The sequence below is a fragment of the Mycobacterium sp. URHD0025 genome (genome assembly GCF_000426065.1).
Taxonomy (GTDB): domain Bacteria; phylum Actinomycetota; class Actinomycetes; order Mycobacteriales; family Mycobacteriaceae; genus Mycobacterium.
In genome coordinates this window covers 397,654-415,531 of sequence record NZ_AUEQ01000007.1, presented here as the reverse complement: position 1 = coordinate 415,531, position 17,878 = coordinate 397,654, and the positions used below count along the sequence as shown (strand labels likewise).

At 66.6% G+C, this 17,878-nt stretch carries 16 protein-coding genes; 7 read left to right on the top strand and 9 right to left on the bottom strand.

Features of this window, described 5'->3' with window-relative positions; translation table 11 throughout:
* Positions 1–48 precede the first annotated feature (48 nt).
* Positions 49–462: a VOC family protein gene (locus tag H977_RS0109585; protein ID WP_029107654.1), complete on the top strand. Its 414-nt coding sequence runs from the start codon at positions 49–51 to the stop codon at positions 460–462.
* Here H977_RS0109585 and H977_RS0109580 read toward each other — a convergent pair.
* From H977_RS0109580 to bioB, 3 genes are all read right to left on the bottom strand, one after another.
* Complete coding sequence (locus H977_RS0109580) at positions 443–1,111, bottom strand: DUF2567 domain-containing protein (RefSeq protein WP_029107653.1); 669 nt, start codon at positions 1,109–1,111, stop codon at positions 443–445. The two genes, H977_RS0109585 and H977_RS0109580, sit on opposite strands and share 20 nt — an antisense overlap.
* A gap of 62 nt (positions 1,112–1,173) precedes the next feature.
* Positions 1,174–1,419 carry a biotin synthase auxiliary protein BsaP gene (bsaP, locus tag H977_RS0109575; RefSeq protein WP_036475631.1) on the bottom strand — a complete coding sequence of 82 codons (246 nt, stop codon included), beginning with the start codon at positions 1,417–1,419 and terminating at the stop codon, positions 1,174–1,176.
* Positions 1,420–1,443: 24 nt separating this feature from the next.
* Positions 1,444–2,451 carry a biotin synthase BioB gene (bioB, locus tag H977_RS0109570; protein ID WP_029107651.1) on the bottom strand — a complete coding sequence of 336 codons (1,008 nt, stop codon included), beginning with the start codon at positions 2,449–2,451 and terminating at the stop codon, positions 1,444–1,446.
* 95 nt (positions 2,452–2,546) lie between these two features.
* Between bioB and H977_RS0109565 the strand changes: the two genes are divergently transcribed.
* On the top strand, positions 2,547–3,164 hold the full coding sequence (locus H977_RS0109565) for a TetR family transcriptional regulator (RefSeq protein WP_029107650.1): 618 nt from the start codon (positions 2,547–2,549) through the stop codon (positions 3,162–3,164).
* Positions 3,165–3,175: 11 nt separating this feature from the next.
* Here H977_RS0109565 and H977_RS0109560 read toward each other — a convergent pair whose 3' ends face one another.
* The 4 genes from H977_RS0109560 to H977_RS0109545 all read right to left on the bottom strand — a co-directional run bounded on the left by H977_RS0109560 (position 3,176) and on the right by H977_RS0109545 (position 6,919).
* Positions 3,176–3,685 (bottom strand): 2'-5' RNA ligase family protein, encoded by a 510-nt coding sequence (locus H977_RS0109560; protein ID WP_029107649.1) that lies wholly within the window; start codon positions 3,683–3,685, stop codon positions 3,176–3,178.
* 1 nt (position 3,686) lies between these two features.
* Positions 3,687–4,364, bottom strand: coding sequence for a dethiobiotin synthase (gene bioD, locus H977_RS0109555; protein WP_029107648.1), 678 nt, complete (start codon positions 4,362–4,364; stop codon positions 3,687–3,689).
* Positions 4,361–5,509: an 8-amino-7-oxononanoate synthase gene (locus H977_RS0109550; RefSeq protein WP_029107647.1), complete on the bottom strand. Its 1,149-nt coding sequence runs from the start codon at positions 5,507–5,509 to the stop codon at positions 4,361–4,363. Before H977_RS0109550 ends, bioD begins: the two co-directional genes overlap by 4 nt.
* A gap of 111 nt (positions 5,510–5,620) precedes the next feature.
* Positions 5,621–6,919, bottom strand: coding sequence for an adenosylmethionine--8-amino-7-oxononanoate transaminase (locus H977_RS0109545; RefSeq protein WP_029107646.1), 1,299 nt, complete (start codon positions 6,917–6,919; stop codon positions 5,621–5,623).
* Between the two features lie 91 nt (positions 6,920–7,010).
* Here H977_RS0109545 and sucT point away from each other — a divergent pair, with 91 nt between their 5' ends.
* Genes sucT through treZ form a run of 4 tightly spaced genes read left to right on the top strand, consistent with a single transcriptional unit; the run spans position 7,011 to position 15,347 of the window.
* Complete coding sequence (sucT, locus tag H977_RS0109540; RefSeq protein WP_029107645.1) at positions 7,011–9,176, top strand: acetyltransferase SucT; 2,166 nt, start codon at positions 7,011–7,013, stop codon at positions 9,174–9,176.
* 4 nt (positions 9,177–9,180) lie between these two features.
* Positions 9,181–11,346: a glycogen debranching protein GlgX gene (glgX, locus tag H977_RS0109535; protein ID WP_036475518.1), complete on the top strand. Its 2,166-nt coding sequence runs from the start codon at positions 9,181–9,183 to the stop codon at positions 11,344–11,346.
* 1 nt (position 11,347) lies between these two features.
* Positions 11,348–13,615, top strand: coding sequence for a malto-oligosyltrehalose synthase (treY, locus tag H977_RS32830; protein WP_036475516.1), 2,268 nt, complete (start codon positions 11,348–11,350; stop codon positions 13,613–13,615).
* Positions 13,608–15,347 (top strand): malto-oligosyltrehalose trehalohydrolase, encoded by a 1,740-nt coding sequence (treZ, locus tag H977_RS0109520; protein ID WP_029107643.1) that lies wholly within the window; start codon positions 13,608–13,610, stop codon positions 15,345–15,347. The genes treY and treZ overlap by 8 nt, the downstream gene beginning before the upstream one ends.
* A 40-nt stretch (positions 15,348–15,387) precedes the next feature.
* On the opposite strand, the gene H977_RS0109515 is transcribed toward treZ, so the two are convergent.
* Positions 15,388–15,846, bottom strand: a complete 459-nt coding sequence (locus H977_RS0109515; protein ID WP_029107642.1) for a winged helix-turn-helix transcriptional regulator — start codon at positions 15,844–15,846, stop codon at positions 15,388–15,390.
* 87 nt (positions 15,847–15,933) lie between these two features.
* Here H977_RS0109515 and H977_RS0109510 point away from each other — a divergent pair, with 87 nt between their 5' ends.
* Positions 15,934–17,100, top strand: a complete 1,167-nt coding sequence (locus H977_RS0109510) for an MFS transporter (protein ID WP_029107641.1) — start codon at positions 15,934–15,936, stop codon at positions 17,098–17,100.
* Here H977_RS0109510 and H977_RS34395 read toward each other — a convergent pair.
* Complete coding sequence (locus H977_RS34395; protein WP_196808196.1) at positions 17,069–17,878, bottom strand: copper chaperone; 810 nt, start codon at positions 17,876–17,878, stop codon at positions 17,069–17,071. The genes H977_RS0109510 and H977_RS34395 overlap by 32 nt on opposite strands.

Genomic DNA, 17,878 nt, shown 5'->3' with positions numbered 1-17,878 from the left:
GTCAATTTTGTTCAATACATCCGCCGCCAGGTTCGGAAGACTGCGGTCATGTCTGGACACATCACCTACCGAACCGGCGCGGTCCGCTACCAGGTCACCGATGTCGAGCGAGCGGTCGCCTTCTACACCGAGCACCTGGGGTTCGATGTCACCCTGCGGGGAGGATCGGCATTTGCGTCCGTAGTCAACGGCAACCTCACCCTGTTCCTGAGCGGCCCGGGCAGCTCGGGCGCCCGCCAACTGCCCGACGGCGCCACGCAGAAACCCGGGGGCTACAACCGCATCGTGCTCGAGGTCGATGACCTCGACGCGGCCATCACCGAGTTGCGCGGAGCCGACGTCACGTTCCGCAACACGGTGGAGACGGGCCCCGGTGGCCGGCAGGTCCAGCTGAGCGATCCCGACGGAAACCCCGTCGAGCTGTTCGAAGCGGCGGCTGCTGTCACACCCCGGGCGGGCTGACCACCGGCGGGATCACCGGATAGGTCGGCGTCTGCACTGGCGGCCACGCCCCCAGGTCATCGCGCACCGTAGAGACCGCGATCAACGCGTAGACCATCGCCGCCATGGCGGCCGGGAACAGGATCGTGCCGGCAATCTGCAGCGAGGAGTGGCCGAAGAATACCGACGCCGCTTCCACGACATAGTGGACACGGTGTTCCGGCGTGACGGGGGCGCCCGCGATGTCGAGCGAACCGAACCGCCAATGGGCAAGTGCCGCACCGACACCGGCAGCCACCGCCGTAGCCACCGCACAACCGACAGCCAACGCGGCGACCATGACCGGCCCGCGATGAGGAGTCCACTGCCACACCGCCACCGCCGCGACGACGCCCAGGACGACCAGCAAGCCAACGAACATGAACGCCGAGGTGAAGAAGTGGTCGGACTCGCCGCCCAGATAGGCGTGCACGCGCTCCCCACTACGGGTCAGTGCCACCACGCCGTGCACTCCCGGAGCCAAGAAAGCCCACAGGGCGCCGAGCGCGGCGCCGGCCAGGGCAAGAGCAGCGATGACGATCATGACCGCACGCTCACGCGAAACTCGCGGCGCGCCAGAAATATCGGCAGGTGAACTCACCGGGACATGCTCTTCGCCCGAGAGGCTCATTGGTGCCTTCTGCTCTTCGCCCGAGAGGCTCATCGGTGCCTTCTGCTCTTCGCCCGAGAGGCTCATCGCCGCGTATCCAGGTCCATCGAATCCACCTGCCCATGCCTCGAACACTTGGCCCACCACCCGGTCGGCCGCACCTGGACGATCATCCGGCGCCCGCACTCAGCGCAGAACCGAGGTGGTTCCAGACCGAGCTGGGCCGCGGTAGGAACGACATTTCCGTCCGCGGCGTCAGCCTGGACCCCGGTGTAGACGTTGTACAGGCCGGCACCGACGGGCGCGGGCAGCGCCGGCGTTTCTGCCATCTCGGAGATCACCACACCCCTGTTCTACAGGCTGGCGTTCAGGGCTTTGATCGGCATCTGCAGATCGTCGAGCAATTCGAGGTCCGACTCGGCCGGTCGGCCCAGCGTGGTCAGGTAGTTGCCGACGATGACGGCATTGATTCCGCCCAGGATGCCCTGCTTGGCGCCGAGGTCACCGAGGGTGATCTCACGGCCGCCGGCGAAGCGCAGCATGGTGCGCGGCAGTGCCAGGCGGAACGCGGCCACGGCCTTGAGCGCCTCGGAAGCCGGCAGCACCTCGAGATCGCCGAAGGGCGTGCCCGGGCGCGGGTTGAGGAAGTTCAGCGGCACCTCGTGCGGGTTCAGCTCGGCCAGATTGGCGGCGAACTCGGCACGCTGTTCGAGCGTTTCTCCCATGCCGAGGATGCCGCCGCAGCAGACCTCCATGCCGGCCTCGCGCACCATCTCCAATGTGCCCCAGCGCTCTTCCCAGGAGTGGGTGGTGACGACGTTGGGGAAGAACGACTGCGCGGTCTCCAGGTTGTGGTTGTAGCGGTGCACGCCCATGTCCTTGAGGCGGTCCACCTGCTCCTGGGTCAGCATGCCCAGCGAGCACGCGATCTGGATGTCGACCTCGTTGCGGATCGCCTCGATACCTGCGGCCACCTGGGCCAGCAGCCGCTCGTCGGGGCCACGCACCGCGGCCACGATGCAGAACTCGGTGGCACCGGTCTTGGCAGTCTGCTTGGCGGCCTCCACCAGGCTGGGGATATCCAGCCATGCGCTGCGCACCGGGGAGGCGAACAGGCCCGACTGCGAGCAGAAGTGGCAGTCCTCCGGGCAACCGCCGGTCTTGAGGCTGATGATGCCCTCGACCTCGACCTCGGGACCACACCACTTCATGCGGACCTCGTGGGCCAGGGCCAGCAGCTCCTCGAGCTGGTCGTCGGGCAGCTGCAGCACCTGCAGCGTCTGGTCCTTGTCGAGGCCGACGCCACGCTCCAGCACCTGCTCGCGAGCTACGCCCAATACGTCCACGGCTGCCTGCGTCACGAAATGTCCTCCTGTGGATCATGTTGCCGGTCGGGCCGACACTTGAACACGTCGGCGGGCCGACACTTGAACACCGTTCAGGCTAGGGTAACGGTGTGCAACTCCACAAACCCGACGTGGTGGATGCGGCGACGGCCATCCTGGACAACTACGGCATCGCCGACCTCACGATGCGACGCCTGGCCCGTGAGCTCAATGTCAGCCCGGGCGCGTTGTACTGGCATTTCGCCAACAAACAAGAACTGCTCGGAGCGGTAGCCGACCGTATCCTGCAACCCGTTCGCATCGAGAGCACCGCGTCGGCCTGGCCGGGCAGAATCCACCAGACCTGTGTGGCGCTGCGTGACGCGCTGCTCTCGCACACCGACGGGGCCGAGCTCGTTTCAGCCAGTTTTGCGGCCGGGCAGTCCCAGGTCGTGGGCGAGATCGTCACCCAGCTCGCCGACGCCGCCCGGCGTGCCGGCGTGATGTCGCCGGATGACGAGTTGGCCGCCCGCACGGTCCTCTATTACGTACTGGGATTCACCGCCGATGAACAATCTCGGCTGCAGTGGGACGCCGCGGGCGCACTGACCGACGAGCAGTCGGTGCTGAACCAGGACACCGCACGGCAATTCGCCTTCGGTCTCCAATTACTCGTCGACGGATTGGCCGTGCGGGGCGCCAGCACGCTCAGCTCCGGGCGCGACCTGCCGCAACACAGCCAGAGTTGAGCATCACCCGGTCAGCCGATCGGGTGCTCCTCGCGCTTGTCGCCGTCCCAATGCCGTAGTCCCACTACCGCGCCGACGATCTCGGCGGGCCGTCCGGCTATCCGCATCGCTGTGGCCAGCCTGGCCGGAGCCACCCGCCGCGCCAGCGTCACATGCGGTGTCCAGTTCCCGGGTTCGGCATGAGGCATCGGAGCCGGCTCCACGTACGGCAGACACAAGCGGTACACATCGGCCTGCACATCGAGCAGTTCAGCGGTCGGGACCAGCAGCCGCGCGAGTACGCCGGCCGCACGACCGAAGATCAGCGTCGCGCCGATCCGGCACGGCAGCGGGAATCGGGCCGCCACCCCCGCCAGCGCCAGCTCCGCTTGAGGATCGATGTGCTGGGCAACGGTCAATGTCGCGTGCGGCCGGCTCGCCGGCGCCTGGCTGGGAATGTCCGCGTCGCGCAGTGAATCCCAGATTCCGCGAACCACGGATTCGGTGTCCGGGTCGAAAACCAGCTCAACGGAATGGACCATGTCAGAGAAGTCCGACCAGCCAGTCCCGATCGAAAGCGTCAGCGCACAGTTTCTCGAACGCGGCGGCATCGAGGCTGCCGGCCCCGGCCGGGAGCACCGCACGCACAGGCGCGAGCCGCGCCAGCGCCTCCCGATTGTCCGACTCCGCGACGCCAGGGTCCTCCGGCCAGGTCCCGATGACCAGACCTGCGCAGATAATACCTTGTCCCGCAAGCGATTCCAACGTCAACGCGGTGTGGTTCAGGGTTCCCAAACCCGGAGACACCACCACCAGAACGGCTGCCGACAGGTCCGCTGCCAGATCACGCACAGTGACGCCGTCGGCCCCCAATTCGACCAGGAGGCCACCGGCACCCTCGACCAAGGTCAGCCCGCCGGCAATCTCGGCGCCACGGACAGCGTCCACCAGTTCCGCGCGGGCAGGCAGTGCGCACCCGGACCGGTCCGCTGCTGCGACCGGCGCCAACGGCTCCGGATAACGCCATCCCCCATGCAGGTTGTCCACTCCGGACAACCGGTTCACCTCGCCGAGGTCGTTGTCACCATCGACGGTTCCGGTCTGCACCGGCTTGCACACCGCGACGTCGAGACCCGCCAGGCGAGCCGCACAGGCCAAAGCGGCGGTCGTCACCGTCTTCCCGACGCCGGTGTCGGTGCCGGTCACGACCAGCGTGCTCACAACCGGACCTCGGACAGGACCTCGGTCAGCACCTGGCGGGCCAGATCCATCTCGTCGGCGGTCAGCGACGCCCTGGCGGTCAGACGTAGTCGGGAGGTGCCCTCGGGAACCGTCGGCGGGCGGAAGCAGCCCACCCGCACGCCTCGGTCCAGGCAGGCCGCGGCCGCGGCCACCGCGACCTCGGGCGCACCCAGGATCACCGACACCACGGCCGAGTCGGGCACCGCGGTGTCCCCCGATATCCGTGCCAGTTCGGCGGCATGGTTCAACACGGCCTGCGCCCGATGCGGTTCGTCGATCAGCACCCGCAGCGCCGCCCACGCCGCACCGACCGCTGCCGGCGCCAGCCCCGTGTCGAAGATGAAGGGACGGGCCGCGTCGATCAGATGGGCGCGGATCGCCTCGGGGCCGAGCACCACACCGCCCTGGCTGCCCAGCGCCTTCGACAACGTCGTCGTCATCACCACATCCGGCGCTCCGGCCAGGCCGGCCTCGTACAGCAGGCCCTGCCCGCCCGGGCCGCGCACACCGAGCCCGTGCGCCTCATCGACCAGCAGCAGTGCGCCATGGCGGCGGCAGACCGCATGCAGCTCTCGCAGCGGCGCCAACGCACCATCGGTGCTGAACACGGATTCGGTGAGCACCACTGCACGTTCCTCGGCACGCGCCGACAGCACGGCATCGACCGCGTCGACGTCGCGGTGCGGTGTGACGGTCACCCGGGCGCGGGACAACCGGCACGCGTCCACCAGCGATGCGTGGGTGAGTGCGTCGGAGACCAGCAGCGAGCCGGGACCGGACAACGCGACCACAGCGCCCAGGTTGGCGGTGTAACCCGAGGAGAAGACCAAAGCCGACTCGGCGCCGACGAACGTCGCCAGAGCGGTTTCGAAGCCTTCGTGCAGTTCGGTGTTTCCGGTGACCAGCCGGGACCCGCCCGCACCGGCACCCCATGTTCGCAGCGCTTCGACGCCACCGTCGAGAACCCGCGGGTGTTGCGACAGGCCCAGATAGTCGTTGGAGGCCAGATCCAGCTCGGTGGCCACGGCGGGCCGGGCGCGCAGCTCACGACGGAGCCCGGCCTGCCTGCGCTGCTGCTCGACGCCGGCCAACCAGGCCAGCGGTGAAAGATCCGTGCGCGTCACGTGGTGCTCCTCGGTGCCGACTGTTGAGCGCGTCGGCGGTGGCCGACTGTTGAACACGTCGGCGGTGGCCGACTGTTGAACACGTCGGCGGTGCCGACCATTGAACACCGTTCAGGTTAGTGCACGGGCCACGCCGACCATGCCGGCGGTGATCTGCTCCACCTCCTGCGGTGTGCAGATGAATGGCGGCATGGCGTAGATCAGCTTCCCGAACGGACGCAGCCAGACTCCGTGACGCAACGCCGCCAACGTGGCCACCGGCATGTTCACCGGCTCCCGCATCTCGATCACGCCGATGGCGCCGAGCACCCGGACATCGGCGACGCCCGGCAGCGCGCGAGCCGGCTCGAGACCCTCCCGCAGCCCGACCTCGATCTCGGCCACCCGGGTCCGCCAGTCGCCGCTGATCAGCAGTTCCACCGCCGCCACACCCACCGCGCAGGCCAGCGCGTTGGCCATGAACGTCGGACCGTGCATGAGGACTCCGGGCTGTCCCTCGCTGATGGTCCGCGCGACCTCTCGCGTGCACAACGTCGCGGCGAGCGTGATGTAACCACCGGTCAGCGCTTTCCCGACGCACATGATGTCGGGGCTGACCCCGGCGTGCTCGGCGGCGAACAACGTGCCGGTCCGGCCGAATCCGGTGGCGATCTCGTCGAAGATCAGCAACACGTCATGGCGATCGCAGATCGCGCGCAGGTCCGACAGGTAGCGCGGGTCGTGAAAGCGCATCCCGCCGGCGCCCTGTACGACGGGTTCCACGATCACCGCGGCCAATTCGTCGGCATGCTCGGCCAGCTGGCGTTCGAACTCCTCGCTGTAGGACGGCTGATAATCGGCGGGAACGGCCGGCGCGAAAATTTGAGCCGCCAAGACGTCAGTCCACAGGGAGTGCATGCCGCCGTCGGGATCGCACACGCTCATCGGGGTGAAGGTGTCGCCGTGATAGCCGCCGCGCCAGGTCATCAACCTGTGCTTGGAACCCCTGCCCAGGCTGCGCCAGTACTGCAGCGCCATCTTGACCGCCACCTCGACCGACACCGACCCGGAATCGCTGAAGAACACCGTCTCCAGGCCCTCGGGGGTGAGTTCGACCAGCAGTTGAGCCAACCGTGCGGCCGGTTCGTGGGTCAGACCGCCGAACATGACGTGGTTCATGGTGGCGAGCTGATCCGAGATCGCCCGGTCCAGCACCGGGTGCCCGTGTCCGTGCACGGCGGTCCACCATGACGCCATCGCATCGATCACCTCGATCGGCGCGCCATCGACAGGGTCGATCACTGTCAGCCACGCGCCTTTGGCACCGACCGCCACCACCGGCGGAAGCGCCTCCGCGCTCATGGCGCTGTAGGGATGCCAGATGTGGGCCGCGTCGATGGCATTGATCTGCGCCGGGGTCAGCTCAGCCACAGTCGCGCAGCCTAGCGCTTTGCTCACAGACTGTGACGCACGCATCCGAAATATGAGCGGCAGGCCGATGTTAGGTAAATTGGCCTCGACCATGAAAACCCTTGACGCCCCCCGGACGGAGCCCGGCACCGAATCCGGTTCCGTTCCACGCGCGGCAATGGGTACCCGTACATCGGGTTTCTACCGCCACGATCTGGACGGACTGCGCGGTATCGCGATCGCTCTCGTAGCGATGTTCCACATCTGGTTCGGCCGGGTTTCCGGTGGTGTCGACGTTTTCCTGGCACTGTCCGGATTCTTCTTCGGCGGCAAGATGCTCCGGATCGCGCTCAACGCCGACGCTCCGCTGTGGCCGTTTCCCGAAGTGGTCAGGCTGATTCGCCGATTGCTACCCGCACTCGTCGTGGTACTTGCCGCAGCTGCGGTGCTGACGATCCTCGTGCAGCCCGAGACGCGTTGGGAAACGTTTGCTGACCAAAGCCTGGCAAGCCTGGGCTACTACCAGAACTGGGAGCTGGCCAACACTGCCGCGAACTACCTTCGCGCCGGTGAGGCGGTCAGCCCGCTGCAGCACATCTGGTCCATGTCGGTCCAGGGGCAGTTCTATCTGGCGTTCCTGCTGCTGGTCTTCGGGTTCGCCTTCCTGGGGCGTCGGCTGTTCGGCCGCCACCTGCGCACCGCGTTCATCGTGTTACTGAGCGCGCTGACCATCGCATCCTTCGTGTACGCGATCATCGCGCACAACAACGACCAGGCCACCGCCTACTACAACAGTTTTGCCCGCGGTTGGGAGCTGCTGATCGGCGCACTCGCCGGCGCCCTGGTCCCGGCGGTGCGGTGGCCGATGTGGCTGCGCACCGTGCTGGCAACCGTCTCACTGGCCGCGATCGTGTCGTGTGGCTGGTGGATCGACGGAGTCAAAGAGTTTCCCGGGCCGTGGACACTGGTTCCGGTCGGGGCCACCGTCATCTTCATCCTGACCGCCGCCAACCGGACCGACGATCCGAGCGTGGGCCAGCGGTTGCCCGCCCCGAACCGGATGCTGGCGACCAAGCCGTTCGTGTCACTGGGATCGATGGCGTACTCCCTCTATCTGTGGCACTGGCCGTTGCTGATCTTCTGGTTGTCGTACTCGGGCCACGCCCACGCCAACTTCCTCGAGGGCACGATCGTCCTGCTGATTTCGGGGGTTCTGGCCTGGCTCACCACGCGCTACATCGAGGAGCCGCTGCGATCGCAGAAGGCAAAGGCCACCACCACACCGGCCGTGCCGTGGCGGGTTCGGCTGCGACGACCCACCATCGTGCTCGGCTCCATCGTCGGACTGCTCGGTGTGGCACTGACGGCGACCTCGTTCACCTGGCGCGAGCATGTCACCGTGCAACGCGCCAACGGCAAGGAACTGTCCGGCCTGTCGGCCCGCGACTATCCGGGAGCACGGGCACTGATCGACCACGCGCGGGTGCCCAAGCTGCCGATGCGTCCCACGGTGCTCGAGGCCAAGGATGATCTGCCGGCCTCGACCACCGACGGCTGCATCAGCGATTTCGGCAACACCGACATCATCAACTGCACATACGGCGACAAGAACGCGACGCGCACCGTCGCAGTGGCGGGTGGCTCCCACGCCGAGCACTGGATCACCGCACTGGACCTGCTGGGCCGACGACACCACTTCAAGGTGGTCACCTACCTCAAGATGGGTTGTCCGCTGACCACGGAAGAGACGCCACTGGTGATGGGCGACAACCGCCCGTACCCCAAGTGCCACGAGTGGAACCAAAAGGTGATGGCCCAGCTCATCACCGACCGCCCCGATTACGTGTTCACCACCTCGACCCGGCCGTGGAACATCAAGGACGGCGACGTCATGCCAGGTACCTACATCGGAGTCTGGGACACGCTCTCCCAGAACAACATTCCGGTGCTCGCGATGCGCGACACGCCGTGGTTGACCCGAAACGGCCAGCCGTACTTCCCGTATGACTGCCTGGCCAACGGCGGCGACTCGATCTCGTGCGGCATCGAGCGGTCCAAGGTACTCTCCGACCACAACCCCACACTGGATTTCGTCGGAAGGTTTCCTCTGCTCAAGCCACTCGACATGAGCGATGCGGTGTGCCGTAAGGACTATTGCCGCGTGGTTGAGGGAAATGTGTTGATGTACCACGATTCTCACCACATCTCCACGACATACATGCGCACGATGACAGGTGAACTCGGCCGTCAGATGGCAGCGGCGACCGGTTGGTGGTGAAGGCATGCCGCCGTCGTCCGAAGTGCCAACCTCAGTTCCCACGCCGATGTCGACCGTCTGGCCTGGTGAGCCCTATCCGCTCGGCGCCACCTATGACGGTGCGGGCACCAACTTCTCGTTGTTCTCCGAAGTCGCCGAACGCGTCGAACTGTGCCTGATCGCCAAGGACGGTACCGAGCACCGGATCAACCTCGAAGAGGTCGACGGTTACGTCTGGCACGCCTACCTGCCCACCGTCACCCCCGGACAGCGTTACGGCTATCGGGTGTACGGCCCATGGGATCCCGGCAGCGGACATCGGTGTGACCCAAGCAAGCTGCTGCTGGACCCGTACGGCAAGTCGTTCCACGGTGACTTCGATTTCAGCCAGGCCCTGTTCTCCTACGACTTGACGGCCGATCCTGCTGGTACCGGAAGCCCGCCGCAGGTCGATTCCCTGGGACACACCATGACCAGCGTGGTGATCAACCCGTTCTTCCAATGGGGCTCGGACCGCGCACCCAAAACTCCGTATCACGACACGGTGATCTACGAGGCACACGTCAAGGGGATGACCCAGACGCACCCCGGAATCCCCGAAGAACTCCGCGGCACGTATGCGGGGTTGAGCCATCCGGTGGTGATCGAGTACCTCCAGTCGCTGAACATCACCGCGATCGAGCTGATGCCCGTGCACCAGTTCATGCACGATCACCGGCTGCTCGACCTCGGACTGCGAAACTACTGGGGCTACAACACCGTCGGGTTCTTCGCCCCGCACTTCCAATATGCGGCCACCCGGCACGCAGGCGGTGCGGTAGCCGAGTTCAAGACCATGGTCAAGGCGTTCCACGACGCGGGGATCGAAGTCATCCTCGATGTGGTCTACAACCACACCGCAGAGGGAAACCACCTCGGTCCGACCATCAATTTCCGGGGCATCGACAACGCCGCGTACTACCGGCTGCTCGACGGACAGCCGGAGTACTACAAGGATTTCACCGGCACCGGCAACAGCCTCAACGCCCGGCACCCGCACACCCTGCAATTGATCATGGACTCATTGCGGTACTGGGTGCTGGACATGCACGTCGACGGCTTCCGATTCGACCTGGCTTCCACGCTGGCCCGCGAATTCTATGACGTGGACCGGCTTTCGGCGTTCTTCGATCTGGTCCAGCAAGACCCGGTGGTCAGCCAGGTGAAGCTGATCGCCGAGCCGTGGGACATCGGCGAGGGCGGCTACCAGGTCGGCAACTTCCCAGGTTTGTGGACCGAATGGAATGGGAAATACCGCGATACTGTGCGCGATTACTGGCGGGGTGAGCCCGCGACCCTGGGCGAGTTCGCCTCCCGGCTGACCGGTTCCTCGGATCTGTACGAGGCCACCGGCCGCCGCCCAGGCGCCAGCATCAACTTCGTCACCTGCCACGACGGATTCACCCTCAACGACCTCGTGTCCTACAACGAGAAGCACAACGAGGCCAACGGTGAGGACAACCGCGACGGCGAGAGCCACAACCGGTCCTGGAACTGCGGTGTCGAGGGGCCGACGGACGATCCCGACATCGTGGCCCTGCGCGCCAAGCAGATGCGCAACATCATGGGAACGCTGATGCTCTCCCAGGGCACTCCGATGATCGCCCACGGTGACGAGATCGGCCGGACCCAGCGGGGCAACAACAACGTTTACTGCCAGGACTCCGAATTGTCCTGGATGGACTGGTCGCTCCTCGAGACCAACGCCGATCAGGTGGATTTCACCCGCAAAGTGGTCGACTTCCGCAGGCGGCACCCCGTGTTCCGGCGCCGCCGGTTCTTCGACGGTAAACCGATCCGCAGCGGAGACCAGGTCCGCGACATCGCGTGGCTGACCCCGTCGGGAACCGAGATGACCCCCGAGGACTGGGGCACCGGTCTGGGCACCTGTGTGGCCGTGTTCCTCAACGGCGAAGCCATCGAGGCTCCCAACGCCCGGGGGGAACGCGTGGTCGACGATTCATTCCTGTTGTGTTTCAACGCCAACGACCACGAGCAGGATTTCGTCACGCCGAACGGCGACTACGCCAAGGAGTGGACTGCCGACCTGGACACGGCCGACCCGACGGGAACTTCCGAACTGGTCGTGGCCGCGGGCGAGAAGATCTCGCTGCAGGCCCGGTCACTGCTCGTACTTCGCAAGACGGCCTGACATGGCGAGCCCGGTCCTGTCCACGTATCGGCTCCAGATGCGTGGCGACGGCTGCACATTCGACGATGCGGTGAATCTGCTCGACTATCTCGACCGCCTGGGCGTCTCGCATCTGTATCTGTCGCCGATCCTCACCGCGGCAGAGGGATCCACGCACGGTTACGACGTCACCGACCCCACCACGGTGTCGTCCGCGCTCGGCGGTCCGGACGGGTTGCGGCGGCTGTCCGAGGCGGCCCGCGCTCGGAACATCGGCCTGATCGTGGACATCGTGCCCAACCACGTCGGCGTCGCACACCCGGAACAGAACCGCTGGTGGTGGGATCTTCTGACACACGGCCGGGGGTCGGTCTATGCCGACTACTTCGACATCGACTGGGAACTGGATGAGGGTCGGATTGTCTTGCCGGTCCTGGGTTCCGACAGCGATGTCGCCGATCTGGTTGTCGACGGCGAACTGCTGCGACTGGGTGACCTGGTTTTCCCGATCGCACCGGGCACCGGCGCCGGCAGCGGTGAGCAGGTGCACGGCCGTCAGCACTACCGACTGACCGGTTGGCGCACCGGAGTCTGCGGTTACCGTCGCTTCTTCTCGATCACGTCGCTGGCAGCGCTGCGTCAAGAGGATCGCGCCGTCTTCGATGCCACCCACGTGGAGGTCAAGCGCTGGTTCGACGAAGGTCTGGTGGACGGTCTGCGTATCGACCACCCGGACGGATTGTCCGACCCCGCAGGCTATCTGCGGTGGTTACGCGAGCTCACCGGTCCCGACGCCTGGATTGTGGTGGAAAAGATCCTGGCCACCGATGAGTGCCTCGACGCGTCACTGCCCGTGGACGGCACGACCGGCTATGACGCCCTGCGCGAGATCGGTGGCCTCTTCGTCGCCCCGTCCGGGGAGGCCGTACTCACGGCGCTGAGCGGCCGTCCGGCCCCCGACGCCGAACTCGCGCTCAAGACGACCGCCGTCACCGACACCCTGGCCAGCGAGTTGGGCCGGCTGTGCCGAACCATCGCCGCGGTGACCGCACAGCATGAGGAGACACTCGCCACGGCGGTAGCCGCATTGGTCAGCAGGATCGGTGTATACCGCAGTGACTATCCCGCGCTCGCGGCGATCCTTCCGGTCGCACTGCAGGAAACAGCGTGCGCTGCAACTGAACTCACCGATGCGCTGTCCAGCGTCGCGATGGCGCTTTCCATGAGCCCCGAGGTGGTGTCCCGGTTCAATCAGTTGTGTGGAGCGGCGACGGCCAAGGCCGTCGAGGACTGCCTGTTCTACCGTGACGCGCGCCTGGTGTCTCTCAACGAGGTCGGCGGAGCACCTGATCAGTTCGGGGTGTCGACCGCTGAATTCCACCAGCGGACGTCGACACGGATGCGCGCCTGGCCGAAGACCATGACCACGTTGTCGACTCACGACACCAAACGCGGCGAGGATGTCCGCGCTCGCATCGGAGTGCTGTCCCAGGTGCCCGTGACGTGGGCGGATTCGGTCGAACGGTGGATGGCAGTGTCCACTCCCCCAGATCGAGACACCGCGCTCTTCCTGTGGCAGAACATCTTCGGCATCTGGCCCGTCGACGGCATCGTCACCGACGAGCTTCGCCGCCGACTGCACGCCTACGCCGAGAAAGCCGTCAGGGAAGCCGCCACCCGTACGTCCTGGCACGACCCGAGCGGGGATTTCGAGGATGCGGTGCACGGCTGGCTGGACCGGGTGCTCGACGGGCCGGTCGCGGCCGAGCTGACCGCGCTGGTAAGTCGCCTCGCCGCGCACGCCCGAAACGACAGCCTGGGGCAGAAACTGATCCAGCTGACCGCACCCGGCATCCCCGACGTCTACCAGGGCACCGAATCCAGGGAGGACAGCCTGGTCGATCCGGACAACCGGCGCCCGGTCGATTACACGGCGTTGCGTGATGCGTTGGAGCACGGCGACGATGACAAGCTACGGGTGACCACCGCCGCGCTGGCCCTGCGCCGCCGCCGGCCGGAGACATTTCTCACCGGCGGCTACACGCCGCTGCCGGCCACCGGTAGCGCTGCGCCACATCTGGTGTCGTTTCTGCGCGGGGACGACGTGGTGGTGGCCGCGTGCCGGTGGACCGTGGCGCTGGCCGAAACCGGCTGGGCTGAAACATCATTGGCGCTGCCCGACGGCCAGTGGGTGGATCTGCTCAGCGGCCGGAGCTGGACTGGACCGGTGCCGGTGAGCGCGCTGCTCGCCGATTCGCCGGTGGCCCTGCTGGAGCGCACCGATGACTGAATTCACCGTGTGGGCACCCATACCGGACCGCGTGCGGCTCGACGTCGACGGAACGCTGCATGACATGACCCCTTCGGCCGACGGCTGGTGGCGAACCGAGGTCAGCTGCCGCGACGACGCCCGGTACGGATTCGTTCTCGACGAGGACGAGACGGTTCTGCCCGATCCCCGCTCGGGGCGCCAGCCCGACGGCGTCCACGGACGCTCGCAGCTTTGGCAGCCCGCACCGGACGCGTGGACCGACGCGGGCTGGGCGGGCCGCTCGATCTGCGGCGGCGTGATCTACGAACTGCACACCGGAACCTTCACTCCCGATGGCACATTCGATGCCGCCATCGAAAAGCTCGACCACTTGGTGGAACTCGGTGTCGATTTCGTGGAGTTGATGCCGGTCAACGCCTTCAACGGCACCCACGGGTGGGGCTATGACGGGGTGCTCTGGTACGCGGTGCACGAGCCCTACGGAGGCCCGGACGGCCTGATCCGGCTCATCGACGCCTGCCATGCCCGTGGACTCGGCGTGCTGATCGACGCGGTGTTCAACCACCTCGGCCCGTCCGGAAACTACCTACCGCGGTTCGGCCCGTATCTGTCCAGCGGCAGTAATCCCTGGGGCAGTTCGATCAACCTGTCCGATGCCGACGCCGACGAGGTTCGCACCTACATCATCGACTGCGCGCTGCGCTGGATGCGCGACTTCCACGCCGACGGTCTGCGCCTGGATGCGGTGCACGCACTGGTGGACACCACTGCGATCCATCTTCTCGAGGAGCTGGCCGCCGATACCGACGCCCTGGCCGAAGAACTCGGCCGCCCGCTGTCCTTGATCGCCGAAAGCGATTTGAACGACCCGCGGCTGATCACCCCGCGCGACCGCGGCGGTTATGGCCTGACCGCACAGTGGGACGACGATATCCATCACGCCATCCACAGCGCGGTGTCCGGTGAACGGCAGGGCTACTACGCCGATTTCGGATCGTTGGCCACTCTGGCGCAAACGTTGAAGCATGGGTATTTCCACGCCGGCACCTACTCGTCGTTCCGCCATCGCCGGCATGGTCGTCCGTTGGACACCGCCACCATTCCTGCGACCCGACTGCTGGCCTACACCGTGACGCATGATCAGGTGGGCAACCGCGCCGTCGGCGACCGGCCGTCGCAGCGCCTGACATCGGGCCAATTGGCCGTCAAGGCCGCCTTGGCGCTCGTATCACCGTACACAGCAATGCTTTTCATGGGCGAAGAGTGGGCATCGTCATCGCCGTTCCAGTTCTTCAGTTCGCATCCAGAGCCGGAACTGGCCCGCGCCACCGCCGAGGGGCGCAAGGCCGAATTCGCCGAGCACGGCTGGGATGCCGACGAGATCCCCGATCCGCAGGACCCCGAGACATTCCTGCGGTCCAAGCTGAACTGGGGCGAGGTCACGGAGGGTGACCACGATCGGCTGCACAAGATCTACCGGCAGCTGATCGCCCTGCGGCGCAACGAACCCGACCTCGCCGATCCATGGCTGGACCACATGTCGATCGACTTCGACGAGCAACGGCGCTGGATCATCATGCACCGCGGCAAGCTGTCCATCGCCTGCAATCTCGGCACCGACAGGGTGTCGGTACCGGTGACCGGCGAGGTGGTGACGGCCTGGGGTGAGCCCGCCGTCGGCACCGAATCCACGGCGTTGTCCGGGCATTCGTTCGCGATCCTGCGCCGGCCCGAAGGCCTCGCGGCATAGCGGGATCGCGGTGATGCCGTTGCCCTTGCGCCGCGCGCGTTCAGCGGTCCTTTCGCACGGATGTGTTGTCGGGGCCGACCGTGGCGCCACGGGTATCGGTGGGTCGCAATTCGACGAGCGCGAGACCGCGTTCGTCGACGAGCACCGAGTGCGTTTCGCCTGACTCGAACGCGTGCCGCTCACCCCACTGCCGCAGAGCCACGACGACGGCGAACAGATCGCGCCCGGCCCGGGTGAGCGTGTACACCTGCCGCCGGCCCGACGGGGCCGCCTCGCGATCGAGGATGCCGCGCTCCACGAGTCGGCGTAGCCGGTCGGTCAGGATATTGCGTGCGATGCCGGTGCGCTGCTGAAAGTCGCCGAACGCCCGCGCCCCGTCCATGGCGTCGCGGACGATGAGCAGACTCCACCGATCCCCGACCAGGTCGAGCGTGCGGGCCACCGGACAACCGGGATCGGTCCAGGTCACGTCACCGCTGCGCCCCGCCGGTTCGGGCATCACTCCTCCTGAAGAGTTGCTGATTGAAACCATTCTGCCGTAGCCTTCAATTGGTTGCAATATGCAACCAAATAGGGAGGGGTGCGCGTGGAACTGACCTTCGGGCTGAGGATGTTTTTCGCCGGCGTGTGCGCAGTGGCCGTCGCCACGATCTACGCAGCCCAGCCCGTGCTGGCCCAGATCGGCGGAGACATGGGCATCCCCGAGGGCGACCTGGGATGGATCGTCACCGCCGGGCAACTTGGCTATCTGGCCGGGCTGGTGGTTCTCGTCCCATTCGGCGACATCATCGACCGCCGCCGGCTCATCGGGTGGCACCTCTTGTTGGCCGCAGTCGGCGTCGCACTCGCCGCGACCGCCACGCAGACATGGCTGCTGCTCACCGGCCTGGCTGTCGCCGGCGTGTTCGCGGTCGTCGTCCAGACCACCGTCGCCTACGCCGCCGCCCTGTCCACGCCCGAGGAACGTGGCCGCGCCATCGGTGTCGTGACCTCCGGAGTGGTTGTCGGCATCCTCGGATCGCGCGTGGCCGCAGGCACTTTCGCCGCTGCGTGGGGATGGCGCAGCGTTTATGCCGGAGTGGCGGTGCTGCTGGTGGTGCTGGCCTGCCTCGTTCCCCGAGTCCTGCCGCCTGACCCGCGGCGCGAACGGGTTGCCTACGTCGAGATGCTGAACTCGTTGCGCGACCTCTTCCGCGACCGCCTTTTCGTCTCTCGCGGACTGATCGCGTTCTTTGTGTTCGCGTCGTTCGGAACCCTGTGGAGCGGCCTGGCACTGCCCCTGACCGCGGCTCCGTGGCACATGAGCACAGCGCAAATCGGCTTCTTCGGATTCGCCGGACTGGCCGGCGCACTCGGCGCCGCGCGCGCCGGCCGCTGGGCCGACGGCGGGCGGGCAAGCGCCGTCACCGGCGGGGCACTCGCACTCCTCGCCGCGTCATGGCCGGCAATCGGGCATATCTCGTGGTCGCTTGTGCCACTCGTGGTCGGTGTGATCGTGCTCGACTTCGCCGTGCAAGCCGTGCACGTGAGCAATCAGCATCTGCTCACCACGGCGTACCCGCACCGCACCAGCAGCGTGATCGGCGGCTACATGCTCTTCTATTCGCTCGGCTCGGGCCTCGGCGCAACGGCCACGACCGCTGTGTACTCCGTTGCGGGATGGACGGCCTCCAGCACCCTCGGTGCCATCTTCGCCACCTGCGCACTCATCGTCTGGGTCCTCAGCCGAGGGGCGCACCGAACCCCACGATGAAGGCCACCACCGCCAGCACGGCGGCGAAGACACGGAGGTGATCGACAGCGTTCGTCACCAGCTTCTCAGCCGCGACCACTCCGAACAGCACCACCATCAGCCACAGCGCGTGCGGTGCCAGCGCCATCGGCACCATCATCGGGCCGCAGGCGCCGGCGCATTGAACCCCGTTCCGCAGGCCCTCACGGATGCCGGCCCGGTCAGCCCGCCGACCGTCGACGGGCAGCGAGCGCACCCTGTGGCAGCCCCGCAGGAAGTAGCGCTTCCTACGGCTCGATTCCCACACCGCCGCGATCGCCAATGTCACCGAGACCACCACGGAGCCAACAGGTTGCGGACCGAACAACCAGGCAGCGGCCAGTGCCCCGACGCCGAAGAACCACCACACTGCCAGGTACCCGACTGCGAACACCACCTGACCGCGTTGACGACGATTCCACCTGCCGTTCAAGGAGATCGACCGGGCGGCGGGAAGCACCGTGGGCAGCATCATCGCCGTTGCCATCATCACCCACAGCGTCAGTGACGCGGGCAATTGCATTGCGGGCGCAGGCATCCCGACACAGTGATCCCCCATCATGTCGAGTCGCACCCCGCCGTGGTGGGACTCCTCATGCGCCACCATCGAACACTGCCCGCCGCCACCGTGCGACGGCATCGTCAGATGCAGCATCCCGACCGCGACCCAGGCGAGAAGCGAGACCAGGAACAGAGACAGCTCGGGATGCGACCACCACAACCGCCGCCAAGCCGATGGCCCGGCCGCACGGCTGGTCAC